This is a genomic window from Pseudonocardia sp. ICBG601 (genome assembly GCF_020496245.1).
Map to the genome: position 1 here is coordinate 999,740 of NZ_JAHLJA010000148.1, position 22,328 is coordinate 1,022,067.

The 22,328-nt window shown below is 75.4% G+C and carries 21 protein-coding genes and 1 pseudogene; 16 read left to right on the forward strand and 6 right to left on the reverse strand.

What is annotated here, in order from left to right; genetic code table 11:
* Nucleotides 1-9: 9 nt before the first annotated feature.
* The gene (locus KPL57_RS33955; RefSeq protein ID WP_226354678.1) at nucleotides 10-1,422 is read right to left on the reverse strand and encodes an APC family permease; all 1,413 of its coding nucleotides are present in this window, start codon (nucleotides 1,420-1,422) and stop codon (nucleotides 10-12) included.
* A 115-nt stretch (nucleotides 1,423-1,537) separates the two neighbouring features.
* On the opposite strand from KPL57_RS33955, the gene KPL57_RS33960 reads away from it, so the two are divergent.
* Nucleotides 1,538-2,059, forward strand: coding sequence for a DUF6220 domain-containing protein (locus tag KPL57_RS33960; RefSeq protein ID WP_226354679.1), 522 nt, complete (start codon nucleotides 1,538-1,540; stop codon nucleotides 2,057-2,059).
* 169 nt (nucleotides 2,060-2,228) lie between these two features.
* Nucleotides 2,229-3,725, forward strand: a complete 1,497-nt coding sequence (locus tag KPL57_RS33965; protein ID WP_226354680.1) for a multicopper oxidase family protein — start codon at nucleotides 2,229-2,231, stop codon at nucleotides 3,723-3,725.
* A 217-nt stretch (nucleotides 3,726-3,942) separates the two neighbouring features.
* Here KPL57_RS33965 and mscL read toward each other — a convergent pair.
* Nucleotides 3,943-4,320, reverse strand: a pseudogene (mscL, locus tag KPL57_RS72890) (large conductance mechanosensitive channel protein MscL); the annotation flags it as partial.
* A 162-nt stretch (nucleotides 4,321-4,482) separates the two neighbouring features.
* Nucleotides 4,483-5,232 carry a FadR/GntR family transcriptional regulator gene (locus KPL57_RS33975; protein ID WP_226354681.1) on the reverse strand — a complete coding sequence of 250 codons (750 nt, stop codon included), beginning with the start codon at nucleotides 5,230-5,232 and terminating at the stop codon, nucleotides 4,483-4,485.
* Between the two features lie 49 nt (nucleotides 5,233-5,281).
* Here KPL57_RS33975 and KPL57_RS33980 point away from each other — a divergent pair, with 49 nt between their 5' ends.
* From KPL57_RS33980 to KPL57_RS70535, 9 genes are all read left to right on the forward strand, one after another.
* Nucleotides 5,282-6,526 (forward strand): MFS transporter, encoded by a 1,245-nt coding sequence (locus tag KPL57_RS33980; RefSeq protein ID WP_308253066.1) that lies wholly within the window; start codon nucleotides 5,282-5,284, stop codon nucleotides 6,524-6,526.
* Nucleotides 6,527-6,685: 159 nt separating this feature from the next.
* Nucleotides 6,686-7,948 (forward strand): tryptophan synthase subunit beta, encoded by a 1,263-nt coding sequence (gene trpB / locus KPL57_RS33985; protein ID WP_226354682.1) that lies wholly within the window; start codon nucleotides 6,686-6,688, stop codon nucleotides 7,946-7,948.
* Nucleotides 7,948-8,742, forward strand: coding sequence for a tryptophan synthase subunit alpha (gene trpA, locus KPL57_RS33990; protein WP_226354683.1), 795 nt, complete (start codon nucleotides 7,948-7,950; stop codon nucleotides 8,740-8,742). The genes trpB and trpA overlap by 1 nt, the downstream gene beginning before the upstream one ends.
* A gap of 639 nt (nucleotides 8,743-9,381) precedes the next feature.
* Entirely contained in the window at nucleotides 9,382-10,758 is a 1,377-nt protein-coding gene (locus KPL57_RS33995) for a ferric reductase-like transmembrane domain-containing protein (protein WP_083658629.1), read from the forward strand.
* A 17-nt stretch (nucleotides 10,759-10,775) separates the two neighbouring features.
* Complete coding sequence (locus KPL57_RS34000; protein WP_226354684.1) at nucleotides 10,776-11,750, forward strand: DUF4142 domain-containing protein; 975 nt, start codon at nucleotides 10,776-10,778, stop codon at nucleotides 11,748-11,750.
* Nucleotides 11,747-12,706 carry a hypothetical protein gene (locus KPL57_RS34005; protein WP_226354685.1) on the forward strand — a complete coding sequence of 320 codons (960 nt, stop codon included), beginning with the start codon at nucleotides 11,747-11,749 and terminating at the stop codon, nucleotides 12,704-12,706. The genes KPL57_RS34000 and KPL57_RS34005 overlap by 4 nt, the downstream gene beginning before the upstream one ends.
* Nucleotide 12,707: 1 nt before the next feature.
* Entirely contained in the window at nucleotides 12,708-13,280 is a 573-nt protein-coding gene (locus KPL57_RS34010) for a hypothetical protein (protein ID WP_226354686.1), read from the forward strand.
* The gene (locus tag KPL57_RS34015) at nucleotides 13,280-14,599 is read left to right on the forward strand and encodes a DUF6529 family protein (RefSeq protein WP_226354687.1); all 1,320 of its coding nucleotides are present in this window, start codon (nucleotides 13,280-13,282) and stop codon (nucleotides 14,597-14,599) included. The genes KPL57_RS34010 and KPL57_RS34015 overlap by 1 nt, the downstream gene beginning before the upstream one ends.
* Before the next feature lie 39 nt (nucleotides 14,600-14,638).
* Nucleotides 14,639-15,097: a Rieske (2Fe-2S) protein gene (locus KPL57_RS70535; protein ID WP_226354688.1), complete on the forward strand. Its 459-nt coding sequence runs from the start codon at nucleotides 14,639-14,641 to the stop codon at nucleotides 15,095-15,097.
* 76 nt (nucleotides 15,098-15,173) lie between these two features.
* Here the strand turns inward: KPL57_RS70535 and KPL57_RS34025 are convergent, their stop codons facing one another.
* Nucleotides 15,174-15,899, reverse strand: a complete 726-nt coding sequence (locus KPL57_RS34025; RefSeq protein ID WP_226354689.1) for a hypothetical protein — start codon at nucleotides 15,897-15,899, stop codon at nucleotides 15,174-15,176.
* Between the two features lie 191 nt (nucleotides 15,900-16,090).
* Here KPL57_RS34025 and KPL57_RS34030 point away from each other — a divergent pair, with 191 nt between their 5' ends.
* The 3 genes from KPL57_RS34030 to KPL57_RS34040 all read left to right on the forward strand — a co-directional run bounded on the left by KPL57_RS34030 (nucleotide 16,091) and on the right by KPL57_RS34040 (nucleotide 18,323).
* Nucleotides 16,091-17,227, forward strand: coding sequence for a sensor histidine kinase (locus KPL57_RS34030; RefSeq protein ID WP_226354690.1), 1,137 nt, complete (start codon nucleotides 16,091-16,093; stop codon nucleotides 17,225-17,227).
* The gene (locus KPL57_RS34035) at nucleotides 17,224-17,874 is read left to right on the forward strand and encodes a response regulator transcription factor (protein ID WP_226354691.1); all 651 of its coding nucleotides are present in this window, start codon (nucleotides 17,224-17,226) and stop codon (nucleotides 17,872-17,874) included. Before KPL57_RS34030 ends, KPL57_RS34035 begins: the two co-directional genes overlap by 4 nt.
* Nucleotides 17,875-18,182: 308 nt before the next feature.
* Entirely contained in the window at nucleotides 18,183-18,323 is a 141-nt protein-coding gene (locus KPL57_RS34040) for a hypothetical protein (RefSeq protein WP_208826422.1), read from the forward strand.
* Here KPL57_RS34040 and KPL57_RS34045 read toward each other — a convergent pair.
* Nucleotides 18,310-19,785 carry an aldehyde dehydrogenase gene (locus KPL57_RS34045; RefSeq protein WP_226354692.1) on the reverse strand — a complete coding sequence of 492 codons (1,476 nt, stop codon included), beginning with the start codon at nucleotides 19,783-19,785 and terminating at the stop codon, nucleotides 18,310-18,312. The two genes, KPL57_RS34040 and KPL57_RS34045, sit on opposite strands and share 14 nt — an antisense overlap.
* A gap of 95 nt (nucleotides 19,786-19,880) precedes the next feature.
* Here KPL57_RS34045 and pcaD point away from each other — a divergent pair, with 95 nt between their 5' ends.
* The gene (pcaD, locus tag KPL57_RS34050) at nucleotides 19,881-20,648 is read left to right on the forward strand and encodes a 3-oxoadipate enol-lactonase (RefSeq protein WP_226354693.1); all 768 of its coding nucleotides are present in this window, start codon (nucleotides 19,881-19,883) and stop codon (nucleotides 20,646-20,648) included.
* A 78-nt stretch (nucleotides 20,649-20,726) separates the two neighbouring features.
* Here pcaD and KPL57_RS34055 read toward each other — a convergent pair whose 3' ends face one another.
* On the reverse strand, nucleotides 20,727-21,296 hold the full coding sequence (locus tag KPL57_RS34055; RefSeq protein ID WP_226354694.1) for a CGNR zinc finger domain-containing protein: 570 nt from the start codon (nucleotides 21,294-21,296) through the stop codon (nucleotides 20,727-20,729).
* Nucleotides 21,297-21,351: 55 nt separating this feature from the next.
* On the opposite strand from KPL57_RS34055, the gene KPL57_RS34060 reads away from it, so the two are divergent.
* On the forward strand, nucleotides 21,352-22,296 hold the full coding sequence (locus KPL57_RS34060) for a DMT family transporter (protein WP_226354695.1): 945 nt from the start codon (nucleotides 21,352-21,354) through the stop codon (nucleotides 22,294-22,296).
* The last annotated feature ends 32 nt before the right edge of the window (nucleotides 22,297-22,328 follow it).

A 22,328-nucleotide genomic window follows, 5' to 3' on the forward strand; every position in this document is an offset into this window, starting at 1 on the left:
GACCCCTCGTCAGCCGTCCAGCTTCGACGGGTCCAGCGCCGCGTTCTTCACCCCGAGCCTGCGGTTGAGCAGCAGGGTGATCGCGTAGAGCACCAGGCCGAGTAGGAGCAGCAGCCCGGCCAGCTCGTACTGGATCGTGTCCCGCCCGGAGAACGGCAGGACCAGGTACAGGCTGGCGACGGCGCCGACGACCGGCAGCCCGGGCGGGGCCCGGAAGTGGTCCTCGGCGATCCGGTCGCGGCGCAGCACCAGCACCGCGATGTTGACGATGGTGAAGACCGCGAGCAGCAGCAGCGACGTGGTGCCGCCGAGCGCGGAGACGACGTCGGAGTCAGAGTCCAGCGACACGTAGCTGATCAGCGCGAACGAGATCAGCGTCGTGAAGATGATCGCCACCCACGGGGTGCGGCGGAACGGGTGCACCCGGGCCAGCGGCTTGGGCAGCACGGCCTGGTTGGCCATGCCGTAGAGCAGCCGCGAGGCCATCAGCATGTTGATCAGCGCCGAGTTGGCGACGGCGAACATCGAGATGAACGGCAGCACGACGTCGGCCGGGATCCCGGGGGCGCCGGCGCGGACGACCTCGACCAGCGGTGTCTCGCTCCCGGCCAGCGGGCCGACCGGGACCAGCGCCACCGAGCAGATGGCGACGAGCACGTAGATGACCCCGGTGACGGTCAGGCCGGTGATCATGATCTTGGGGAAGATGCGGCGCGGCTCGTGGCACTCCTCGGCCATGTTCACCGAGTCCTCGAAGCCGACCATCGCGAAGAACGCCAGCGAGGTCGCCGAGGTGACCGCGAGGAACACTCCCTTGTCCTCGGGGGTGTCGAAGGCGACGACGCGCGACCAGTCGGCGTCGCCGCCGGCGATGGCGTAGATCCCGATCAGGATCACCAGCAGCAGCCCGGACAGCTCGACCAGGGTGAGCACCACGTTGAGCTTCACGCTCTCGCCGACGCCGCGGAAGTTCACCACCGCGACCAGCAGCATGAAGCCGAGCGCGATCAGGACGATCCCGCCGTTGCCCAGGTCCAGCCCGAAGCCCTCGTTCAGGTTCGCCGCGAACGCCCGCGACGCCGTCGACGCCGAGGTGATCCCCGAGCTCATCACCACGAAGGTGACCATGAACGTCAGGAAGTGGATGCCGAACGCCTTGTGCGTGTAGAGCGCCGCGCCCGCCGCCTGCGGGTACTTGGTGACGAGCTCCAGGTAGGAGAACGCGGTGATCATGGCGATGGCGAAGGCGACCAGGAACGGCACCCACGCCGCCCCGCCGACCTCCTCGGCGACCTGGCCGACCAGGGCGTAGATGCCCGTGCCCAGGATGTCGCCGATGATGAACAGCAGCAGGAGCTTGGGCCCCATGACCCGCTTCAGTGCGGGCCCGTCCTCCGCCGTCGACGTCGTGACGTCCGCCATCGTGGTGCGCTCCCCTCCGCGGCGGCCCGTGCCGCCCGCGACCGGCACAGCCTGGTGGGGGGTTCGTGCCGTGTCGAGTCGAAAGGGTGGAGTGTTTCATCTGGATTGAGCATGTGTGACCCCGCTCACGTGGCGTTCACTGTCCGGCGTCCGCTCGTCGCAGGAGCCGGAGGTCGCCGTGCGTACCGCCTACCGAGTGATCGCCTATCTCGTCGCGCTGGAGGTCCTGATCCAGGCCGCCGCGATCGCCTACGCCGTGTTCGGTCTGTCCACCTGGATCGAGGGCGGCGGGGTCCTCGACAAGGCCGGGATGGAGAGCGAGACGACCGACTTCACCGGGGTCGGCGGGTTCGCGCTGCACGGCATCAACGGGCAGATCGTCGTCCCGGTGCTGGCGCTGGCACTGCTGGTCGTCGCGTTCTTCGCGCGCGTCCCGGGTGGGGTGCGATGGGCGGGGATCGTCGTCGGGCTGGTCGCGCTGCAGGTGCTGCTCGGCATCCTCGGGCACTCGGTGACCGGGCTCGGGGCTCTGCACGGGCTCTGCGCGCTCGCGCTGTTCGCCGGCGCGGTCGTGGCGGGGTACCGGGCCGGTGCGCGGTCCGGTGCCGCCGCGACGGCCGGCGAGCGGGTCGCCTGAGCCCGGGAGCTCCGCCATCACCGCCGACCCCGCACCGCGGCCCCCGGACTCGCGTCCGGGGGCCGGCGTGGGTGTACCGGCTCCGCGGCAGCCCGTCGGCACGGCGCCGCCGGGGCCCGGCTCCGCCTCCACGGCACCGCCGGAGCCCGGAGCGCCGCTCGGTCCGCTGGTGGAGCTGCCGCCCGGACCGCCGGACGGCCCGCCCGCACCGCCGCGGCCCGGGCGTCGCCGGGTGGTGGTGGCGGTGCTCGCGACGCTCGCCCTGCTGGCCCCGATCGGCTGGCTGTGGTGGGGGAGCCTGCTGCCGGCCCCGTACGCGGTGACCGACATGGGCTACGTCGACACCGGCGGCGGTGCCCCGGTCCCGGAGATGCACGACCACCACGGGGCGGGCGTCGACACCCTGCGCGAGACCTCGACGGCCGCCCCCGCCGTGTCGCTGACGCTCACCGCCCGCAGGCAGGCGATCCCGCTGCCCTCGGGCCGCACCCTCGACGGCTACACCCTCAACGGGACGTCGCCCGGCCCGCTGATCCGGATCCGGCAGGGCGACGTGCTGCAGGTGCGGCTGGTCAACGCCGACGTGCCGGACGGCATCACGCTGCACTGGCACGGCGTCGACGTCCCGAACGGCGACGACGGCACCGCCGGCGTCACCCAGGACGCCGTCGGGCCGGGTGGCGAGTTCGTCTACCGCTTCGTCGCCCGCGACGCGGGGACCTACTGGTACCACTCGCACCAGGTCGCGAACACCCAGGTGCAGCGCGGCCTGTACGGGGTGCTGGTCGTCGAGCCGCGCGACGGCCCCACCGGCCCGGACGTGGTCGCCGCTGCCCACGTCTACGAGGGCGCACGCCTGCTCGACGGCCGCCGCGCCGTGCTGCCCGTCCCCGCCGCGCCCGGCACCCGGGTCCGGGTCCGGATGGTCAACACCGACAACGGCCCGACCTCGGCGTGGGTGACCGGGGCGCCGTACCGCCTCGTCGCGATCGACGGGGCCGAGGTGCACGACCCGCCCCCGGTGACGGGGGAGTCGGTGCTGCTCACCGCGGGCGGGCGGCTGGACCTGGAGGTGACCGTGCCGCCCGGCGGGGCCCGGGTGGAGATCGGCGGCAACGCCGCGGTCGTCCTCGGCGACGGCCCCGGCCCGGCGGCGGCACCGCGCCCGGACCGCGTGCTCGACCCGCTGGTCTACGGCATGCCCGCGCCGCTCGGGTTCGACCCGGCCGCCGCGGACCGCCGCTTCGACTACGACATCGGCCGCCGCCCCGGCTTCGTCGACGGCGTGCCCGGTCTGTGGTGGACGGTCAACGGGCACATGTGGCCGGACGTGCCGATGTTCATGGTCGCCCGCGGCGACGTGGTGCGGATGCGGATCGCCAACGGCAGCGGCGAGGTGCACCCCATGCACCTGCACGGGCACCACGCCGTCGTGCTGTCCCGCAACGGGGTGCCCGCGACGGGCAGTCCCTGGTGGATCGACTCGCTCGACGTCGCGGACGGCGACAGCTACGAGATCGCCTTCGTCGCCGACAACCCCGGGGTGTGGATGGACCACTGCCACAACCTGACGCACCCGTCGGAGGGGCTGATGGCGCACCTCATGTACGAGGGCGTGACCACGCCGTACCGGGTAGGCGGGCCGTCGGGCAACGACCCGGAGTGAGCGGGGCTCAGCCGCGGTGCCGGGACCGGCGCGGGGTGTCCGGGTAGGGCTCGGGGAAGCCGTCGTCGACCGGGCCGGGCTGCGGCGGCTGCGACGCGTGCGGCGGCGGCACCGGACGGCCCGGCGGCGGGCCGGGCGGCATCGGCGGCGCCGGCACCGGCGGCTGTCCGACGGCGCGGGGTGCCGGGGCGAGGGCCCGCTCGCGGTCCCGCTCGGCCTGGTCGCGGAGCAGGTCGCGGATCTCCTTCAGCAGGTCGAGGTCGGTCTCCAGGGCCGGGTCCTCGGAGTCGCGCTTGCGGCGCTCCTGGAGCCACTTCATCGGGAAGACGACCAGGAAGTAGATGACCGCGGCGGTGATCAGGAAGGTGATGACGGCGTTGAGGAAGCTCGCGTAGTCGAGCTGCACCTCGTCGGTCAGCGGGATCGTGCCCGGGGGCACGGCGTTCTCCCCGCCGGAGAACAGCCGGAGCAGCGGCTCCAGGAACGCCTTCGTGAAGGCGGTGACCACGGCCGTGAACGCCGCACCGATGACGACGGCGACCGCCAGGTCGATCACGTTGCCACGCAGCAGGAATTCCTTGAAGCCCTTCAGCACGCCGGAGCACTCCTCGAGATCGGGTCGGGGGCGGGGGGTGGGTCCGGCGAAGGAGGGTAACCGGACCGTGACCTCCGTGCCGGGCCTGCGCCCGCACCGTGCGGCCCGGCGCGGCGGACGGGACGCGCCGGTCGACGGGCGGCCCGGGTGCGGGGTCGCGGGTCAGGCGGTGGGGCCGGCCCCGGCGGGGCTCTGGGGGGTGACCGGGCGGGCGGCGATGAGCCGGTCCAGGAAGTCCCCGGCCTCGCGGGCGGCACGGTCCACGTCGCCGTCGGCGATGGCCTCGACGATCCCGGTGTGGGAGATGTCGTCCTCGGTGCCCGCGGTGCCGGGCATCGTGGTCTTCACGCTGTCCGCGACCGCCTCCACCACGCCCCGGTAGAGCTCGACGAGCAGGCTGTTGCCCGCACACCGGACGACGGCCACGTGGAAGTCGGTGTCCGCACGGGCCGCACGCTCCAGGTCCGCGGTGTCCGGCTCCTCCCCGCGACGGCCGTACGCCGCGACGGCCGCGACGGCCCGGTCGCGCTCGGCCAGCGCCGCCCGCAGGACGGTCAGGTCGGCGTCGGTCCGCCGGGCGGCCGCCATCCGGGCCGCCTCGACCTCCAGGGTGCGGCGAACCTCCAGCACCTCGCGCAGCTCCGGGCCGCACAGCGTGCGCAGCGCCCCGGACAGCTCGGTGGTGGCCCGCACGTAGGTGCCGTCGCCCTGGCGCACCTCCAGCAGGCCGCCGTGGGCGAGGGCGCGGACGGCCTCGCGGACGGTGTTGCGGCCGACCTCTAACGACGACGCCAGCTCCGACTCCGGCGGTATCCGGGCACCGACCGGCCACTCACCGCCGGTGATGGCGGAACGGAGCTGGTCGATGACCTGGTCGACCAGGCCACCGCGGCGCGCTGTGACGAGAGGCACCGGATCATCCTTCCATCCGAACATCCTACGTCTGTAACAATACTGTTTCGTGAGCATTGCTGAGCAGGAGACACGCGCGGAGGAGACCATCGCTACCGGACGGGCCGAGGAGACCGGGCCGTCGCGCCGCGGTGCGCTCGTCGGGACCCCGCTGCTCGTCGTGGGGGTGGCACTCGCCGCCTCGAACCTCCGCCCGGCCGTGACCTCGATGTCCTCGGTGCTCGGCGAGGTCCGTGACGGCCTCGGCGCCTCCGCGGTCTGGACCAGTGTGCTCACCGCGGTGCCCACCATCTGCTTCGGCCTCGCCGCGATCGCCGCGCCGCTGCTCTCCCGCCGGCTCGGCATGGCCCGCGCGATCGGCCTCGCGATGGCGGTGCTGACCGCCGGGCTCGTGCTGCGCGTCGTCGACGGCCCGTGGGTCGTGCTCGGCGGCACCTTCGTCGCCGCGGCGGGCATCGCGATCGGCAACGTGCTGATCCCGGTCGTGGTGAAGCAGTCCTTCCCGCACGCCGTCGGCCGGGTCACCGGCATCTACACCGCCGCGCTGGCCGCGGGCGGTGGGATCGGCGCCGCGTTCACGCCGCCGCTGGAGCCGCTGCTCGGCGGCTGGCGCGGCGCGGTCGGGGCGTGGGCGCTGCTGTCGCTGGCCGCGCTGGTCGTCTGGACGATCGGGGCCCGGCACGGTGAGCCGGAGCCGGTCGTGCGCGCCGCCGACGCGGGGGAGCGGCGCCCGATGGTGCGCCGCCCGCTGGCCTGGGTGGTCACCGCGTTCTTCGGGCTCCAGGCCTGCGTCGCCTACGTCGCGATGGGGTGGCTCTCGGAGCTGTTCGTCTCGGTCGGGGTCACCCGTACCGACGCCGGGCTGATGCTCGCCCTGATCAACCTGATCGGCATCCCGCTCAGCTTCGTCATCCCGCCGATCGCGCTGAACCGGGCGTCGCAGTCGGGCTGGATCGTCGGGCTCGCCTGCTGCTCGCTGGCCGCCGTCGCCGGGCTCGCGATCGCCCCGGCCGCCGCGCCCTGGCTGTGGACGGTCCTGCTCGGCGTCGGCATGGCGGTCTTCCCGCTGGGGCTCGGCGTGATCGCGCTGCGCACCCGGGAGGCCGCCGAGACCACCGACCTGTCGGCGATGGCGCAGGGCTTCGGCTACCTCATCGGCGCGACCGGCCCGTTCCTGTTCGGGATCCTGCACGGGCTCACCGGGTCCTGGACGCCGTCGCTGGTGCTGCTCGGCGCGGTGATCGTCGCCGAGATGGTGCTGGGCTGGGTCGCGGGACGCCCGCGCTACGTCTGAGGCCCGCCCGCGCGGCGCCGGGCCGCTGATATATGAGAGCCCCCGGTGCCGCGTCCGGCGTCGTGGGCCCGGTGTACCGTCGTGACCGCCCGATCTCCCGGCGCATCCCCGCCCGGCGGCGGCCCGAGATCGGGGTCCTCGATCCGTCAGGGAGTACTCGTGACCGACACCGCCCTTCCCCCGGCCGGGGACACGGCGCGGCTGGTCGACCAGACCGGCCCGTACTTCGGCCGCTTCGGCGGCCGCTACGTCCCGGAGGCGCTGGTCGCCGCGCTGGACGAGCTCGAGCAGGCCTACCACGCGGCCATGACCGACGAGGCCTTCCAGGCCGAGCTCGCCGAGCTGCACCGCACCTACTCGGGCCGCCCGAGCCTGGTCACCGAGGCGCCGCGGTTCGCCGCGCACGCCGGTGGCGCGCGCATCCTGCTCAAGCGCGAGGACCTGAACCACACCGGCTCGCACAAGATCAACAATGTGCTGGGTCAGGCGCTGCTCACCAAGCGCATGGGCAAGACCCGGGTCATCGCCGAGACCGGCGCGGGCCAGCACGGCGTCGCCTCGGCCACGGCCGCCGCCCTGATGGGCCTGGAGTGCGTCGTCTACATGGGCGAGGTCGACACCCGGCGCCAGGCGCTCAACGTCGCCCGGATGCGCATGCTCGGCGCGGAGGTCCGCCCGGTCACCTCGGGCACGCGGACCCTCAAGGACGCGATGAACGAGGCCATGCGCGACTGGGTCACCAACGTGGCCGACACGCACTACCTCATCGGCTCGGTCGCCGGGCCGCACCCGTTCCCGGCGATGGTGCGCGACTTCCAGCGGATCATCGGCGTCGAGGCGCGGCAGCAGGTCCAGGACCTCACCGGTGCCCTGCCCGACCTGGTCTGCGCCTGCGTCGGCGGCGGCTCCAACGCGATGGGCATCTTCCACGCGTTCCTCGACGACACCTCCGTCGAGCTGGTCGGCTTCGAGGCCGGCGGCGACGGCGTCGACACCCCGCGGCACGCGTCGTCGATCGGCGGCGGCGACGTCGGCGTCCTGCACGGCTCGCGCAGCTTCATCCTCCAGGACGAGGACGGCCAGACCCGCGACTCGCACTCCATCTCCGCGGGCCTGGACTACCCGGGCGTCGGCCCGGAGCACTCCTGGCTGCACGACCTGAAGCGCGCCCGCTACGAGTCGGTCACCGACGCCGAGGCGATGGAGGCCTTCCGCCTGCTCTGCCGCACCGAGGGCATCATCCCGGCCATCGAGAGCGCGCACGCGCTGGCCGGTGCGCTGCGCGAGGCGAAGCGCCTGGGCGAGGGCAAGGTCGTGCTGGTCAACCTGTCCGGCCGCGGCGACAAGGACGTCGACACCGCCGCGAAGTACTTCCAGCTGATCGACGACGAGGGCAACGCCGTGACGGACGGAGCGGTCTGATGGGCAGCGTGCAGCAGCGGATCGAGGCGGTCCGGGCCGAGGGCCGTGCCGCGCTGGTCGGGTACCTGCCGGTCGGCTACCCGACCGTCGAGGGCTCGGTCGAGGCGATGCGGGCCATGGTCGCCGGCGGCGTCGACGTCGTCGAGGTCGGGCTGCCCTACTCCGACCCGCTGATGGACGGGCCGGTCATCCAGCGCGCCACCCAGCAGGCGCTGGACAACGGCGCCCGCTCCCGCGACGCGTTCACCGCCGTCCGCGGGGTCGTCGACGCCGGCGCCCCGGCCGTCGTCATGACCTACTGGAACCTGATCGACCGCTATGGCGTCGAGCGGTTCGCCGCGGACCTGGCCGAGGCCGGCGGGTCCGGTCTGATCACCCCGGACCTGCTGCCCGACGACTGCGACGACTGGCTGGCCGCGTCGGAGAAGCACGACCTGGACCGGATCTTCCTGGTCGCGCAGACCACCACCCCGGAGCGCATGCGGATGACCGTCGAGTCCAGCCGTGGCTTCCTCTACGCCGCGTCGCTGATGGGTGTCACCGGCGTCCGCTCGGTCGGCGTCGAGGCCCGTGACCTGGTCGCCCGCGCGCGCGAGGTCGCGACCCTGCCGGTGTGCGTCGGCCTGGGTGTGCGGACCGCGGAGCAGGCGGCCGACGTCGCCTCCTACGCCGACGGCGTCATCGTCGGGACGGCGTTCGTGCAGGCGCTGGAGTCCGGCGGGCCGTCCGCGGTCGAGTCGCTTGCCCGCGAGCTCGCCGAGGGCGTCCGCGCCGCGGAGCGCGTCTCCGCCTGACCCCTCCACCGGCCGCGTCCGTCCCCGTGGGCGGGCGCGGCCGTCGTGCGTCCGGAGGTCGTCGGCAGCCGCCGGGTCGCCGCTCCCGACCGTCCACCCGCCGATCGTCCCGGTCGTCCGGAGCGGCCCCACCGGTCTCCGGAGCGCCCGGGGGTCCGGGCTCCGGCCGTGCCGGCGTGCCCGCCCGCGCCGCCGGAGGCCGACTGTGCGGGACCAGCGGTGGTCGCGCGCGGTGAACGTGATGTTCCTGAGAGTCATCGCGCCGGTTGGTCGTACGTCCGTACTCCGACCGGAGCGATCGGTCCCCGCCCGCCGGACGCCGGCGACCGGACGGCGGTGCGCGTTCTCAGGAACGCAACCCCGTCCCGGCGGGGTTCCTATGTTCGTGTCACCGCACCGCGGCCCGCTCCCCCTGGATGCCGCGGCGGTGGCCGGGGCTCCCCACCCGGCCGGTTCCACGAACCGGAGTGATCCGATGACCCGCCCCGCCCTGCGCGGACGCGCCCCCGGCGTCCGCCCGACCGTAGCGTCGCACCCGCGACCGGCCCGAGGCCGGTCCGTGACGGTCCACCGCTCGCGCACCCACCACCCCCGCCCGCTGCGGGCACCCTCACCGGCCGGGCGCACGCCCGGCGACCGGTGACCCGCCCGGTTCCGCATCCGGTCACCGCACCCCTGCGGCGGGACACCCCGCCGCCCGCCGACGCCTGGCTGGCGCACCGCCGCGCCCGCACGGTGTGGGGATCCGTGCTGGTCACGGTCCTCGTCGGCCCGTCGTTGATCTGGATGCTCCGTTCCGGACCGCAGCCGCTGCTGCACCAGCTCTCGGTGCTGACCGGGCTGCTCGCGCTGTCGGCGATGGTGATCGTCGCGGTGCTGCCGTCCCGGGTGCGCGGGCTCTCCGGCGCCCTCGGCCTGGAGACCCTGCTCGGCCTGCACCGCAGGCTCGGCGTGCTCGCCGGGGTGCTGGTCGCGCTGCACCTCGCCTGCGTGGTGGCCGACCACCCGGAACGTGTCGGGCTGCTCGTGCCGCTCGCCGCACCGGCCCGCGGCCAGGCCGCCACCCTCGCGACGATCGCGGTCGTCGTGCTGCTGGTGCTCGCGCTGCGCGGTGTCCGGTCCGGCTCGCACGAGGTGTGGCGCTGGCTGCACCTGAGCCTGGCCGCGGTCGTCGTCGGCGCGTCGTCGCTGCACGTGCTGTGGCTGAACAACCTGGTCGGCGACGCCGTCATGGGGCCCGTGCTGGGCGGGCTCGGCCTGCTGCTGGTCGCGGTGCTGGTGCTCCGCTGGGGCGCCCGCGCGGCGACCGGCGAGTTCCGGGTGCACGTCGTGCGCCCGGAGAGCCCCACCGTGTCGACGCTCGTCCTCGCCCGGCCCGGCCGGCACGCCGGACCGTGGTTCCGGCCCGGCCAGTTCGCCTGGCTGCGGCTGGAGCGGATGTCGGTGGAGGAGCACCCGTTCACCATCGCGTCGTCGGCGTCCGACCGCGGGCGGGTCGAGTTCACCGTGCGGCACACCGGCGACTTCGCCGGGCGGCTGCGCGAGCTGCGCCGCGGCGACCCGGTCTGGGTGGACGGACCGTACGGCTCGTTCACTCCGGACTCGGTGCCGTCCACCGGGCTCGTGCTGATCGCGGGCGGCGTCGGGATCACTCCGATGATGAGCATGCTGCGCACCGCCGCCGACCGCGGCGACCGGCGGCCGTACCGGCTGGTCGTGCACGCCCGCGACCGCGCCGACCTGCTGTTCCGGGCCGAGCTCGCGCACCTGCGCACGCTGATCGACCTGCAGGTCACCGAGGTGCTGCGCCGCCCGTCGGCGGACTGGTCCGGGGCGACCGGGCCGATCGACACCGCGCTGCTCGCCGCCGTCCTGACCGACCTCGACGACCCGGCCCGCCGGCTCGACTACTTCGTCTGCGGCCGACCGCAGCTCGTCGGCGACGTCCTCGCCACCCTCACCGCGCTCGGTGTCCCGGACGACCGGGTGCACACCGAGCAGTTCGCCCAGGTCTGAGAAGGGGAGGAGAACCCATGTCCCGCCGGATCCCCGGCCCGCTCCGCTGGTCGGTGCTCGCCGCACTGGCCGCGGTCGCCGCCGTCGTGCTCGCCCAGTACTGGGTGGCGACGTCGGCCGCCACCGACCAGCAGCAGGGGTGGACGCAGACCCGGTGGGGTCCGCTCGGCCCCGCCGACCGCGACCTGCTGCAGAAGGTGCGCCTCGCCGGTCTCTGGGAGGCCCCGACCGGGCAGCAGGGCGAGCAGCAGGCGACCTCGCCCGCCGTCCGCGAGGTCGCCCGCAAGCTCGGCGTCGAGCACCACGACCTCGACGAGCTGGTCCGCTCCACCGCCGAACAGCTCGGGGTCCTGCTGCCCAGCAGGCCCAACGACCAGCAGATCGGCTGGATGAACGACCTGACCGCCCGCACCGGGACCGACTACGACCGCCAGTTCGTGCAGATCCTGCGCGCCGCGCACGGCTCGGTCCTGCCGGTGATCACCGACGTCAAGGTCGGCACCCGCAACGAGCTCATGCGGCAGTTCGCGAACGAGGCGTCGGCGTACGTCACCCGGCACATCGGCTACCTGGAGTCGACCGGGCTGGTCGACTACGCGGCGCTGCCCGCCCCGCCCGACCCGGTGCCGACCGGGACCCGCACCGCGTCCGACGTCGTCGTGCCGGCGCTGGTGGTCGGGGTCGCGCTGCTCGCCGCGGGCGGGCTGCTCATGACCCTGCACCGGCGCGGCCGCCCGGCCCCCGGCCCGGCCGCCGCCCTCGTCCCCGCCCCACGCCACCCCCGCGACGGCGCCCGGCGGGCCCTGCCGGTCGGCCCGCCCGACCCCTGGGACGAGCTGGCGCACGTACCGCCCGTCCGGCCGCGGCCCGATCCCGAGCCCGGCCTCACCGACGCCACCCCCCACGACCTCGACCTGGACACCGACACCGGAGCGCCGCCCTCCCGCACCACCGGAGCGCACCGCACCGCCCCGAGGAGCCGATACCGATGAGATCCACCACCAGCCGCAGCAGGACGATCGCGGTCACCGCGCTCGCCCTGGGCCTGCTCGTCGCCGGGCCCGCCGCCTATGCCGCCGGGGCCGCCTCCGCCGACCGGAGCGACCGGCCGGCGAACGTCGCCTCCGGGCCGTCCGACTCGACCGGCTCGTCCGGCTCGTCCGACGGCGCCTCCGGGTCCGCGGGGTCCTCCGGGAGCGGCGGTTCGTCCGGGGGCGGGGGGCACGACCACTCCGGGCACACGGGCTCCGGCTCGTCGGGCTCCGGCTCGTCGGGCTCCGGTGACGGGTCCGGTGACGGCGCCGGGGCCGGGGCCGGCGGCGGCTCCGCCGACCAGGGTTCCGGCGGCGCGGGGGACAAGCCCGACGCGGGCAAGGACGGGGAGAAGAAGGGCGCGCAGTCGGCGCTCGACATCCTCGCCGTCGACTGCTCCGGCAGCCGGCTCACCGCCCACGACGGCTTCCAGAAGGCGCCCCGCTGCGTGTCCACCGCGTTCGGCGAGGTCGCCGACGCCGACCGCAGCCCGTCGCTGCTCATCACCCAGGCCCCGACGAAGGTCCGGCTCGGGGAGGCGTTCCGCCTGACCGTCAGCACCCGGAACCTCGTCCGCGACCGGTTCCTCCCCGCGGCCCAGGGCGGCTACTACGCCGAGGCGTCCCTGCTCAACGGCCAGGGGCTCCAGCGCGGCCACTTCCACACCGCCTGCCGGATCCTGCCCGACCCGGGCGAGGCACCGGACTCGTCGCCCGATCCGCTGTTCTTCCAGGCCACCGAGGACGGCGGCGGAGGGGCACGGCCGGACAGCGTCACGATCGACGTGCCCGGGGTCGAGCAGACCGGCGAGCTGCAGTGCTCGTCGTGGGCGGGGGACGGGTCGCACCGCACCCCGATGATGCAGCGGGCCAACCAGACGCCCGCGTTCGACTCGGTCCGGATCGAGGTGGGCTGACATGCGACTCTCCGGACCCCTCCTGACCATGGTCGCCGTCGGCGCGGTCGCCGCCGGGGCCGCGACGGCCAACGTCGTGCTCACCGCGGAACCCGAACCGCTGCCCGCGGCGGCCCCCGCCGCCGTCGAACAGGCCGCGGGCTCGCTCGCCCTCCCGGCGGCGCCCGCTCCGACGGCCGCCCCGGCACCGGCCGCGACCGGCAAGGTCGTCTACAAGGGCCGGTCGACGAACGGGAAGGTCACCGTCGACATCTGGGTCACCGACGGCGCCGTGAAGGCCTACGTCTGCGACAACCGCGGCATCGAGTCCTGGACCAAGGGCACCGCCACCCCCGGCGGCACCACCCGCCTGACCGGCAAGGACGGCGCGGAGGTCGAGTACACCGTCGCCGACGGCGTCGCCACCGGCACCGCCCGCGCCGACGGGAGGTCCTGGGACTTCACCGCGGCCCGGACCGACGCGTCCGACCCGGCCCCGGCTGCGACGCCGGCCCCCGCACCCGCCGAGGCCCCGGCCCCGGCCGAGGCGCCGGCTCCGTCCACCGGCGGCAGCGGCTACGGCGGGGGGTACTGATGTCCCCCCGCGCGCGGCACGCGGACCGCGAGCTCACCGACCCGGTCGGGTTCGCCCCGGTCTCCGCGGACATCCCGACCCCCCGCGGCCCCGAGCACAGCGGCGGCTGGGCCGCCGTCCCGGAGCCGTCCTGGGCGCCCGACCACGACCCCGACGGCGGCGCGGACCGGTGGGCGGGCACCGCCGACCGTCGCCGCGACGCCGTCGCGGGGGACCTGTTCACCCCGACCGGCCCGCTCACCCCGCCCCCGGGCGGCGGTTCGGGCGCCCACGGGGTCACCACGCCGCGCCGCCCGGCGCGGGACGCCGGGACCGCGGGTCCCGGCCGCCCGCGCCGGGCCGCCGGTGACCTCCCGCCCTCCGGATGGGCTGAGGGCGCCGACGACACGGCCTGGTCCGGGAGCACCCCCGGCCGCTCCCGGCCCGCCGGCGCGGACCGGCTGCACTGGTCCGACGACGTCGACCACCGCGGCCGGCCGGCCGGCACGGCCGACCACCCCGACGCCTACGAACCGCTCGCCGGCTACGCCGAACCCGGCCGCTACGACCGGACGGGCGACTGGACGGCCGACGGGGCCGATGCCGGCGCCCCGGCCGAGGACCCGGCCGCCGCGTACCGCGAACGCCCCGCACGCCCCGCCGTCCGCGACCGGGCCGACGGCGACGACGGCCCCGGCCGCCGGCCCGGTCGGCGCGGCCCCGGCCGTCGACGGTCCCGCGCGACGGCACCCGACCCGGCACGCGCCCGTCGCCTCCCCGCCGCCGAGGCGGCCCACGACGTCGCGCTCCCGGCGGAGGGCCTGTCGTGGCGGGTCGTCGCCCTCCCCGTCGTCATCGGGTCGCTGGTCGCGGTCGCGCTCGGCGTCTGGGCCCGCCAGCACGTCGGCACCGGCGTCGCGGTCAACCTCGCCGGGTTCTCCAGCGGCGCCGCGGCCAAGGCGTGGCTCGGTTCGGCCGCCCTGGTCCTCGCGATCGTCCAGGGCGTCACCGGCCGGATGATGATGCGCGGCTACGCCGACCCGGTCACCGCGGTCGCGCACCGCTGGTCGGGCCGCGCCGCGGTGCTGGTGACCGTGCCCGTCGCCGTGCAGTGCCTCTACGCGTTCGGCTGGTCCGGCGCGACGACGTCGGCGCTGCTGCACTCGGCGCTCGGCTGCCTGTTCTACGGCGCGTTCGTCACCAAGATGCTGCTCCTGCGCCGCCCCGGCGTGCCCGGGTGGCTGCTCGCCGTCGCGGGCGGGGTGCTGCTCGCCGTCCTCGCCGGGGTCTGGCTGACCTCGGCGCTGTGGTTCTTCGCCGGCCACGGCCTGTCGTTCTGACCCCCCCCGACCGCTCCCACCGTCCCCCGGAGGTCCCCCGTGTCCCCGATCCCGCGCCGCCGGCTCCTCGCCGGCGCCGGTGCCGCCGTGGCCTGCTGCGCCGCGGGCTGCGCCACCTACGGAACCCCGCGCGACACGGCACCCGCCGCGCCCGCGCCGACCACCCCCGCCCCCGCGGCGGCCGCCCCGAGCAGCAGCGCCGCCGCGGCGCCCGCCGGCATCGCCGCCGTCGACGACGTCCCGGTCGGCGGCGGCCGGGTCTTCGCCGAGCAGAAGCTCGTCGTGACCCGCCCGGACGCGAACACCGTCCTGGCGTTCGACGCGACCTGCCCGCACCAGGGCTGCCTCGTCGACCAGGTCTCCCGGTCCGGCATCTCCTGCCCCTGCCACGGCAGCCTGTTCGCCGTCTCCGACGGGGCCCCGCTCGACGGCCCCGCCAAGGCCCCGCTCACCTCGCGACCGGTGCGGGTCGAGGGCGGGCAGGTGGTCCTGGCCTGACGGTCCCGACGTGACGCCGCCGACGTGACGGTGGGCCCGCACACCCCCCGGTGCGCGGGCCCGCCGTCGGATGCGGTCAGGCCACCCGGCCCGCCGCGACGACGTCCGGGGACCCGCGGCGGATCATCCGCACGCCGAGCACCATCAGCGGCGCGCCGCACAGCACGGTCAGCGCGGCCGTCGCGACGACGCCGACCATCGAGCCCAGCATCGGCCCGAGGAACCACATCGCGAGCCAGCCCGGCACCGCCCACCAGCCGATGACGCCCGCCCGCGCCAGCCCGGCCATCAGCACGGCCGGCCCCAGCAGGCCGAACACCTTCCCGGTGAGCAGCCAGACCTGCACCCACGGGACGCCCGCGTCGAGGCTCTCCAGCACCGCACCGGCGACGTCGGGTCCGACCCGGTTCGACATCGACGCCAGGTAGTGGTCGCTCAGCAGGAGCCCGGACATCTGCACCGCGCCGAACGCCGTCGCCGCCGCACCGAGGGTCGTCAGGCCCCGGCCCCGGCGACCCCGCACCATCGCGACCGCGGCGAACGCCCCGAACACGAGGGCGACCCACCCGTAGTGCAGGAAGGCCGCGGAGATCCCGGTGACCACCGGGTCCGCGCCGAGCGAGGCGGCGTAGTCGGACCCGGAGTTGCTCGCCTGCGGCGGTGAGGTCGCGAACCCGCCCGCCACGAGCAGCGGGGTGAGCACGAGCAGGCCGCCCGCGATCCGGAGCGGCCACACGGAGGCCGCGGCCCGGTCGGCGGCGGCGTCGGCCGGAACGGCGGTGGCGGGCGTGGTGGTGGACATCGGTGGACTCCCCGTCCTCGGCGGGCCCGCCGGTCGCGGCGCCCTGAGCAGCGACGACGATGCCGCCGGACCCCGCCCCGGCGGATCGTCCCGGTCGGCCGACCCGGCGGGCCCCGGAGAGGACCCGGGCGGCCCCGGGGTCCTCCGTGGAGAGGATCCGCAGGGCCCGGATCGCCGCTAGCGTCGCGGGCGTGCGCCTGCCGAAGCCCTCGATGCCGTGGGCGTTCGCCGTGCCCGCGGCCGGGCTGTGCGCGGCGGCCGTGCTGGCCGAGGCCGGCGGCGACCCCGAGGGCGTGGGGCTGGTGCCGTCGACGTGGGGGCTGGCCGCGTTCGTCGCCGCGGTGTTCCTGCTGGCCGCCCGCGTCCCGGTCGCCGGGCCGCCGCTGATGCTGGTGCCGTTCGCGTGGCCGCCGCTGTTCGGTGGCGGCGCGGGCGGTGCACAGCTGATCGCGCTGATGCTGCTGCTGGGCCACCTCGGCTACCGGTGCACCGGGCGGGTCGCGCTGGGCGTCTACGCCGCCACCGCCGGATCCGCCGGGCTCTACGTCGGCATCTGGCTCGGCTCGCCCTGGGAGATCGCGTTCTACCCGTTCGTCCTCGGCGCGGCCACGGCGATGGGGGTGCTGCTGCGGCGCGAGGAGCTGCGGTCGGGGCAGCTGCGGGCGATGACCGCCGAGCTCGCCGCGCAGCGCGACGCGCTGGCCGAGGCCGCCGTCGCCCAGGAACGGGTGCGGATCTCCCGGGAGCTGCACGACGCCGTCGCCCACACCGTGTCGGTGATGACCCTGCAGGCCGGGGTGGTGCGCCGGCGGATGCCCGACGGGTCGGCCGAGCGCACCGCGCTCGAGTCGGTGGAGCAGCTGGGCCGCCGGTCGGTCGACGAGCTGCGCCGCGTCGTCGGGCTGCTGCGCGAGGAGACGCCCGGTGCGGCCGAGCCCGCGCCGTCGCTGGCCCGGCTCGAGGAGCTCGCCGCCGACGTGCGGGCGGCCGGGACCCCGGTCGTCGTCGACGTCCGCGGGCGGCTGCGGGACCTGCCCGACGACCTGGACCGGTCGGCGTACCGGATCGTGCAGGAGGCACTCAGCAACACCGTCCGGCACGCGGGGACGGCGACCGCGCACGTCGTCGTCGACCACTCCGACGGCACGCTCGTCGTCTCCGTCCACGACGACGGCACCGGCGCCCCTGGACCGGACCGGGCCGGGTACGGGCTGGTCGGGATGCGGGAGCGGGTCGAGCTGTTCGGCGGCGAGCTGGCGGCCGGGCCGCGCCCGGGCGGCGGGTTCGCCGTGCACGCCCGCTTCCCGCTGGAACGGGGGACACCGTGATCCGGGTCGTGCTCTGCGACGACGAGGCGCTGGTCCGCGCGGGCCTGCGGATGCTGCTCGACGGTGAGACCGACGTCGACGTCGTCGGGGAGGCCGACGACACCGCCTCCGCGGTCCGGGCGGTGCGGGCCCTCGACCCGGACGTCGTGCTGATGGACGTCCGGATGCCCGGCGGGGGCGGGCTCGCCGCCGCCGCGGAGCTCGCCGCGGCCGGCTCGACCGCCCGGGTACTGGTGCTCACCACCTTCGACGACGACGCCGTCGTCGACGCGGCACTGCGCGCGCGGGTGGCCGGGTTCCTGCTCAAGACCTCCCCGCCGGAGCAGCTGCTCGACGCGGTACGCCGGATCGCCGCCGGCGGGGGACAGCTCGACCCGGCCGTCGTGCCGCGGGTGATCGCCCGCTACGCCGAGGCCCCCGCCCCGTCGGCCCGGGCCGAGGAGCTGTCCCGGCTGACCCCGCGGGAGACCGACGTGCTGCGCGAGGTCGGGCGGGGCCTGTCGAACGCCGAGGTCGCCGCCGCCCTGCACCTGGGCGAGACGACGGTGAAGACCCACCTCGGACGGGTGCTCGACAAGCTCGGCCTGCGCGACCGCGCCCGGGCGATCGTCTTCGCCCACGAGAGCGGGCTGCTCGGCGACCGCTGAGAACCCTGCGCGCGAACGACGGGCTCGGCTGGTCCGGACGGCTGAACGCATTCCCATCCGTCGCGCTCGCGGGTCCGTCCACCGGTCGGGGTCTCAGCTCGCGAACAGCGGCCCCCACCGGTCCGTAGCGTGTGGTCCGCACCGGTTCCGTGGTCGCTCCCCGACTTCCGCGCCGCGCGACGTGCCGCCGGATCCGGCGACGCTCCCCGTCGCCGGACCCGCGCGTCCTGGCCGCGGTGCCGGAGGACCGCCGTGCCCGGGACCTCGACCCCGGGCACGGCGGTGCACACCGCCGACGGAAGGCCCCCATGAGCACGTCCGAGACCCGTACCGACACCCCCGCCGCCCGCGTGCCCGCCCCGCGTCGTGCCGACCGCGGCGAGCGCTGGACCGAGCGGCTGGGCTGGGAGGAGTCCCCGGACCGGGGGTCCCGGGTCAGCCGAGGGTGAACGGGTCGCGGGTGCCGCCGGACAGCTCCACCCACACCGACTTGTTCTCCAGGTACTCCTCGACGGCCGCGACGCCGTTCTCCCGGCCGAGCCCGGAGTGCCCGAACCCGCCGAACGGGACGCTCGGCGCCACCACCCGGTAGGCGTTGATCCACACCGTGCCGGCCCGGATCCGTCCGGCGACGCGGTGCGCCCGGTGCACGTCCTTCGTCCACACCGCGCCGGCCAGGCCGTACGGGGTGTCGTTGGCCAGCTTCACGGCCTCGTCCTCGTCGGTGAAGGTGAGCGCCGCGAGCACCGGGCCGAACACCTCCTCCCGGTAGACCGTGGACTCGGGCGTCACCCCGGTGATCACGGTCGGCTGCACGAAGTAGCCGCCCAGCCCGGACTCCGCGGCCCCGCCGTAGGCGACGGTGTTGCCCTCCGCCTTCGCCGTCTCCAGGTAGCCGAGGACCTTCTCGTACTGCGGCCCGTTCGCGACCGGACCCATCTCGGTGTCCTCGGCGTTCGGGTCGCCGAGCGTGATCGTCGCCGCGCGCTCGGCGATGAGCCGGACGAGCTCGTCGTGGACGTCGGCGTGCACGATCAGCCGCGACCCCGCCATGCAGGTCTGGCCGGTCGCGGCGAACACGCCGGCGATGATCCCGTTCGCGGCCGACTCCAGGTCGGCGTCGGCGAACACGACCTGCGGGGACTTGCCGCCCAGCTCCAGGGTGACCTTGTTCAGGTTCTCCGCGGCGGCCTTCGCGATCGACCGCCCGGTCGCGGTGGAGCCGGTGAACGCGACCTTGTCGACGCCCGGGTGCCCGGCCAGGTGCGCGGCGGTGTCCCGGTCGTTCGTGGTGACGACGTTGACCACGCCGGCCGGGATCCCGGCCTTCTCGATCAGCTCGGCCCACTTCAGCGTCGAGGCGGGCGAGTGCTCCGACGGCTTCACGACGATCGTGCAGCCCGCGGCCAGCGCGGGCGCGACCTTCCAGGTCATCAGCAGCAGCGGGGAGTTCCACGGCGTGATCGCCGCGACGACGCCGACCGGCTCCTTGCGCGTGTAGACCAGGTAGTTCGGGTTCGGCGCGGGGATCTGGCGGCCCTCGATCGTCGGGGCGATCCCGGCGTAGTAGTGGTACCAGCCGCCGAGCCCGCTGAGCTGGCCGATCATCTCCCGGTACAGCTTCCCGGAGTCGTTGACCTCGGTCCGGGCCAGCGCCTCGGCGTTCTCGGTGATCAGGTCGCCCAGCCGGCGCAGGCAGGCGGCGCGGGCGAACGGGGTCATCGCGCCCCACTCGCCGTCGAGTGCGGTGCGGGCGGCGGCGACGGCGGTGTCGACGTCGTCGGGGCCGCAGTCCGGCACGGTCGCCCACGGCGCTCCGGTGAACGGGTTCTGCGTCTCGAAGGTGCGGCCGGACGCCGCGTCGGACGGCTTCCCGCCGATCAGCATCCTGAAGGTCTCGAGCTCGGCCATGGACGGTCCTCTCTCCAGCGGCTCCGGTGGCGCACGTCCTCGCCGGTGACCCTACGAACCCGGGCCACGATCCGCAGCCGGTGCAGGATGGGCACATGGCACTCGCTCTGCACCACGTCGTGGACGGTCCGGCCGACGCACCGGCCGTGCTGTTCGGCCCGTCGCTGGGGACCGACCTGCACCTGTTCGACGCCCAGGTGGCGGCCCTGTCCGACCGCTTCCGCTGCGTCCGGTTCGACCTGCCCGGCCACGGCGACTCGGCCCCCGTCACCGGTGACCTCACGATCTCCGAGCTCGGCCGCGGCGCGCTCGCCGCCGCCGACGCCGCCGGGATCGGGGACTTCCACTACGTCGGCGTCTCGATCGGCGGGGCGATCGGCCAGTGGCTCGGCGTGCACGGCGGGGAGCGGGTGCGCAGCATCGCGGTCCTGGCGACGGCGGCGCGCTTCCCGAACCCGGACTCGTGGCCGCAGCGCGCGGCGACCGTGCGGGCCGACGGCACGGCCGCGATGGTCGGCTCCCGGCCCGGGACCTGGTACGTCGAGACCTGGGCGCAGCGCGACCCGGCCGGAGAGCAGCGGCTGCTGGACATGCTGCGCGCCGCCGACGACGAGAGCTACGCCGCCTGCTGCGCCGCCATCGGCGCCTTCGACATCCGCGCCGAGCTGGGTGCGGTGTCGGTGCCGGCGCTCGTCGTCGCGGGGGCGGACGACCCGGCGACGCCGCCGTCGGCGCTGCACGAGATCGCCGACGCGATCCCCGGCGCCCGCTACGCCGAGGTCGCCGACTCGGCCCACCTGCTGAACTACGAGCGCCCCGACGAGGTCAACGCCCTGCTCGCCGAGCACCTGCCCGGCAGCTGACGTCGATCAGTACCCGAGCGCGGTCCCGACCGGGGCGCACCGCGCTCGGGTACTGATCGACACGGCGGGGACGGGGTGTCAGGGGGTTCGGGTGGCGCGGCGGGCGCGATAGGCGGCGACGTGCGCCCGGTTCGCACAGTTGCCGGTGTCGCAGAACCGCTTGGACCGGTTGCGGGACAGATCGACCAGCACGGCGTCGCAGTCCTCGGCGGCGCAGCGGCGCAGCCGGGACAGGTCGTCGCCGCGCACCAGGTCGACGACCGACATCGCGATCTCGGCGCCCATCCGGTCCGCGAGCGGCGCGTCCTGGGGCGTGACGTGCAGGTGCCAGTCCCAGCCGTCGTGCCGCGCGAGGTGCGGGCGCGCGTCGGTCTCGGCGAGGATCGCGTTGACCAGCGTGACGGTGCCGTCGCGGTGGGGGCCGTCGTCGTCGCCGTGGGCGGGCCACAGCCCGGCCAGCCGCTCGCGGAGCGCACGGACGGCCCGGCGCTCGTCGTCGGAGCCGGAGCGGCGCCCCGAGTACGGCTGCTCGGCCAGCCACGCCGCGAAGCCCGGCACGTCGTCGAGCGGGTCCGGCTCGGCCCGACGGGTGTTCACCAGCGCCGCGGCCGCCGCGAGCAGCACCTGGGTGTCATGGGCGAATTCCATGTTGACCCCTGACATGGTCGGTTCCTAGTGTCAGGAGTCTATGGGTGCTTCGGTCGTGACACGGGATCACATGGTCCGCGGGCTGATGTGGGCGCTGGTCTCGGCCGCCGCGTACGGCTTCTCCGGACCGCTCGGCGCGGCGTTCCTGGAGGCGGGCTGGTCGCCCGGGCTCACGACGCTGCTGCGCATCGCGGGCGCCGCCGTCCTGCTGCTCCCGGTCACGGTCGTGATGCTGCGCCGGCACCCGCTCAGCGCGCCGAACGCCCGCAAGGTCCTGCTCTACGGCCTGGCCGCCGTCGCCGGTGTCCAGCTGTGCTTCTTCCAGGCGCTGCAGCACCTGTCGGTGGGCGTCGCGCTGCTGCTGGAGTTCCTCGCGCCCGTGCTGCTCGTCGGCTGGACCTGGGCGCGGACCCGGCGCACCCCGGCCGCGGTGACGCTCGTCGGCTGCCTGGTCTCGCTCGCCGGACTCGTGCTGGTCGTCGACCCGTTCGGGCCCCAGCGCGTCGACCTGACGGGAATCCTGTGGGGCCTCGGCGCGGCGGTGTGCGTCTGCGTCTACTTCCTGCTGCCCGGCGGCGACGACGAGGGCGGCGTCCCGCCGTTGCTGATGATCTCCGGGGCGATGGTCGTCGGCGCGGTCACGCTCACCGTGACCGGTCTGCTGGGCATCACGCCGTGGCGGGTGGGGGAGTCCAGCGGCCGGCTGGCGGGCGTCGACGTGCCCTGGCCGGTGCTGCTGGGGATGCTCGTCGTGCTCGCGACGGCGCTGCCGTACCTCACGGGGATCATCGCCATCCGGCGGCTCGACACGCGCGTCGCGTCGTTCGTGGGGCTGTCCGAGGTGATGTTCGGGGTGCTGGCGGCCTGGGTGCTGATCGCGCAGGTGCCGACCCTGGTCCAGGTGGGTGGTGGGGTGCTGATCCTCGGGGGGATCGTGCTGATCCGACGGGCGGAGAACCGGGTCGCGGCGACGCCGAGTGAGATCGCCACCCAGGGTTGAACCCCTTGTCTTCCGACTGCCGCTCTCGGCCG

Bases quoted from the DNA above. Each gene is read 5' to 3' on its own strand.
- KPL57_RS33955 (WP_226354678.1), bottom strand. From the start codon at position 1,422: ATGGCGGACGTCACGACGTCGACGGCGGAGGACGGGCCCGCACTGAAG.
- trpA (WP_226354683.1), top strand. From the start codon at position 7,948: ATGGGCAGCGTGCAGCAGCGGATCGAGGCGGTCCGGGCCGAGGGCCGT.
- KPL57_RS34000 (WP_226354684.1), top strand. From the start codon at position 10,776: ATGTCCCGCCGGATCCCCGGCCCGCTCCGCTGGTCGGTGCTCGCCGCA.
- KPL57_RS34005 (WP_226354685.1), top strand. From the start codon at position 11,747: ATGAGATCCACCACCAGCCGCAGCAGGACGATCGCGGTCACCGCGCTC.
- KPL57_RS34010 (WP_226354686.1), top strand. From the start codon at position 12,708: ATGCGACTCTCCGGACCCCTCCTGACCATGGTCGCCGTCGGCGCGGTC.
- KPL57_RS34015 (WP_226354687.1), top strand. From the start codon at position 13,280: ATGTCCCCCCGCGCGCGGCACGCGGACCGCGAGCTCACCGACCCGGTC.
- KPL57_RS34025 (WP_226354689.1), bottom strand. From the start codon at position 15,899: ATGTCCACCACCACGCCCGCCACCGCCGTTCCGGCCGACGCCGCCGCC.
- KPL57_RS34040 (WP_208826422.1), top strand. From the start codon at position 18,183: ATGAGCACGTCCGAGACCCGTACCGACACCCCCGCCGCCCGCGTGCCC.
- KPL57_RS34045 (WP_226354692.1), bottom strand. From the start codon at position 19,785: ATGGCCGAGCTCGAGACCTTCAGGATGCTGATCGGCGGGAAGCCGTCC.
- pcaD (WP_226354693.1), top strand. From the start codon at position 19,881: ATGGCACTCGCTCTGCACCACGTCGTGGACGGTCCGGCCGACGCACCG.
- KPL57_RS34055 (WP_226354694.1), bottom strand. From the start codon at position 21,296: ATGGAATTCGCCCATGACACCCAGGTGCTGCTCGCGGCGGCCGCGGCG.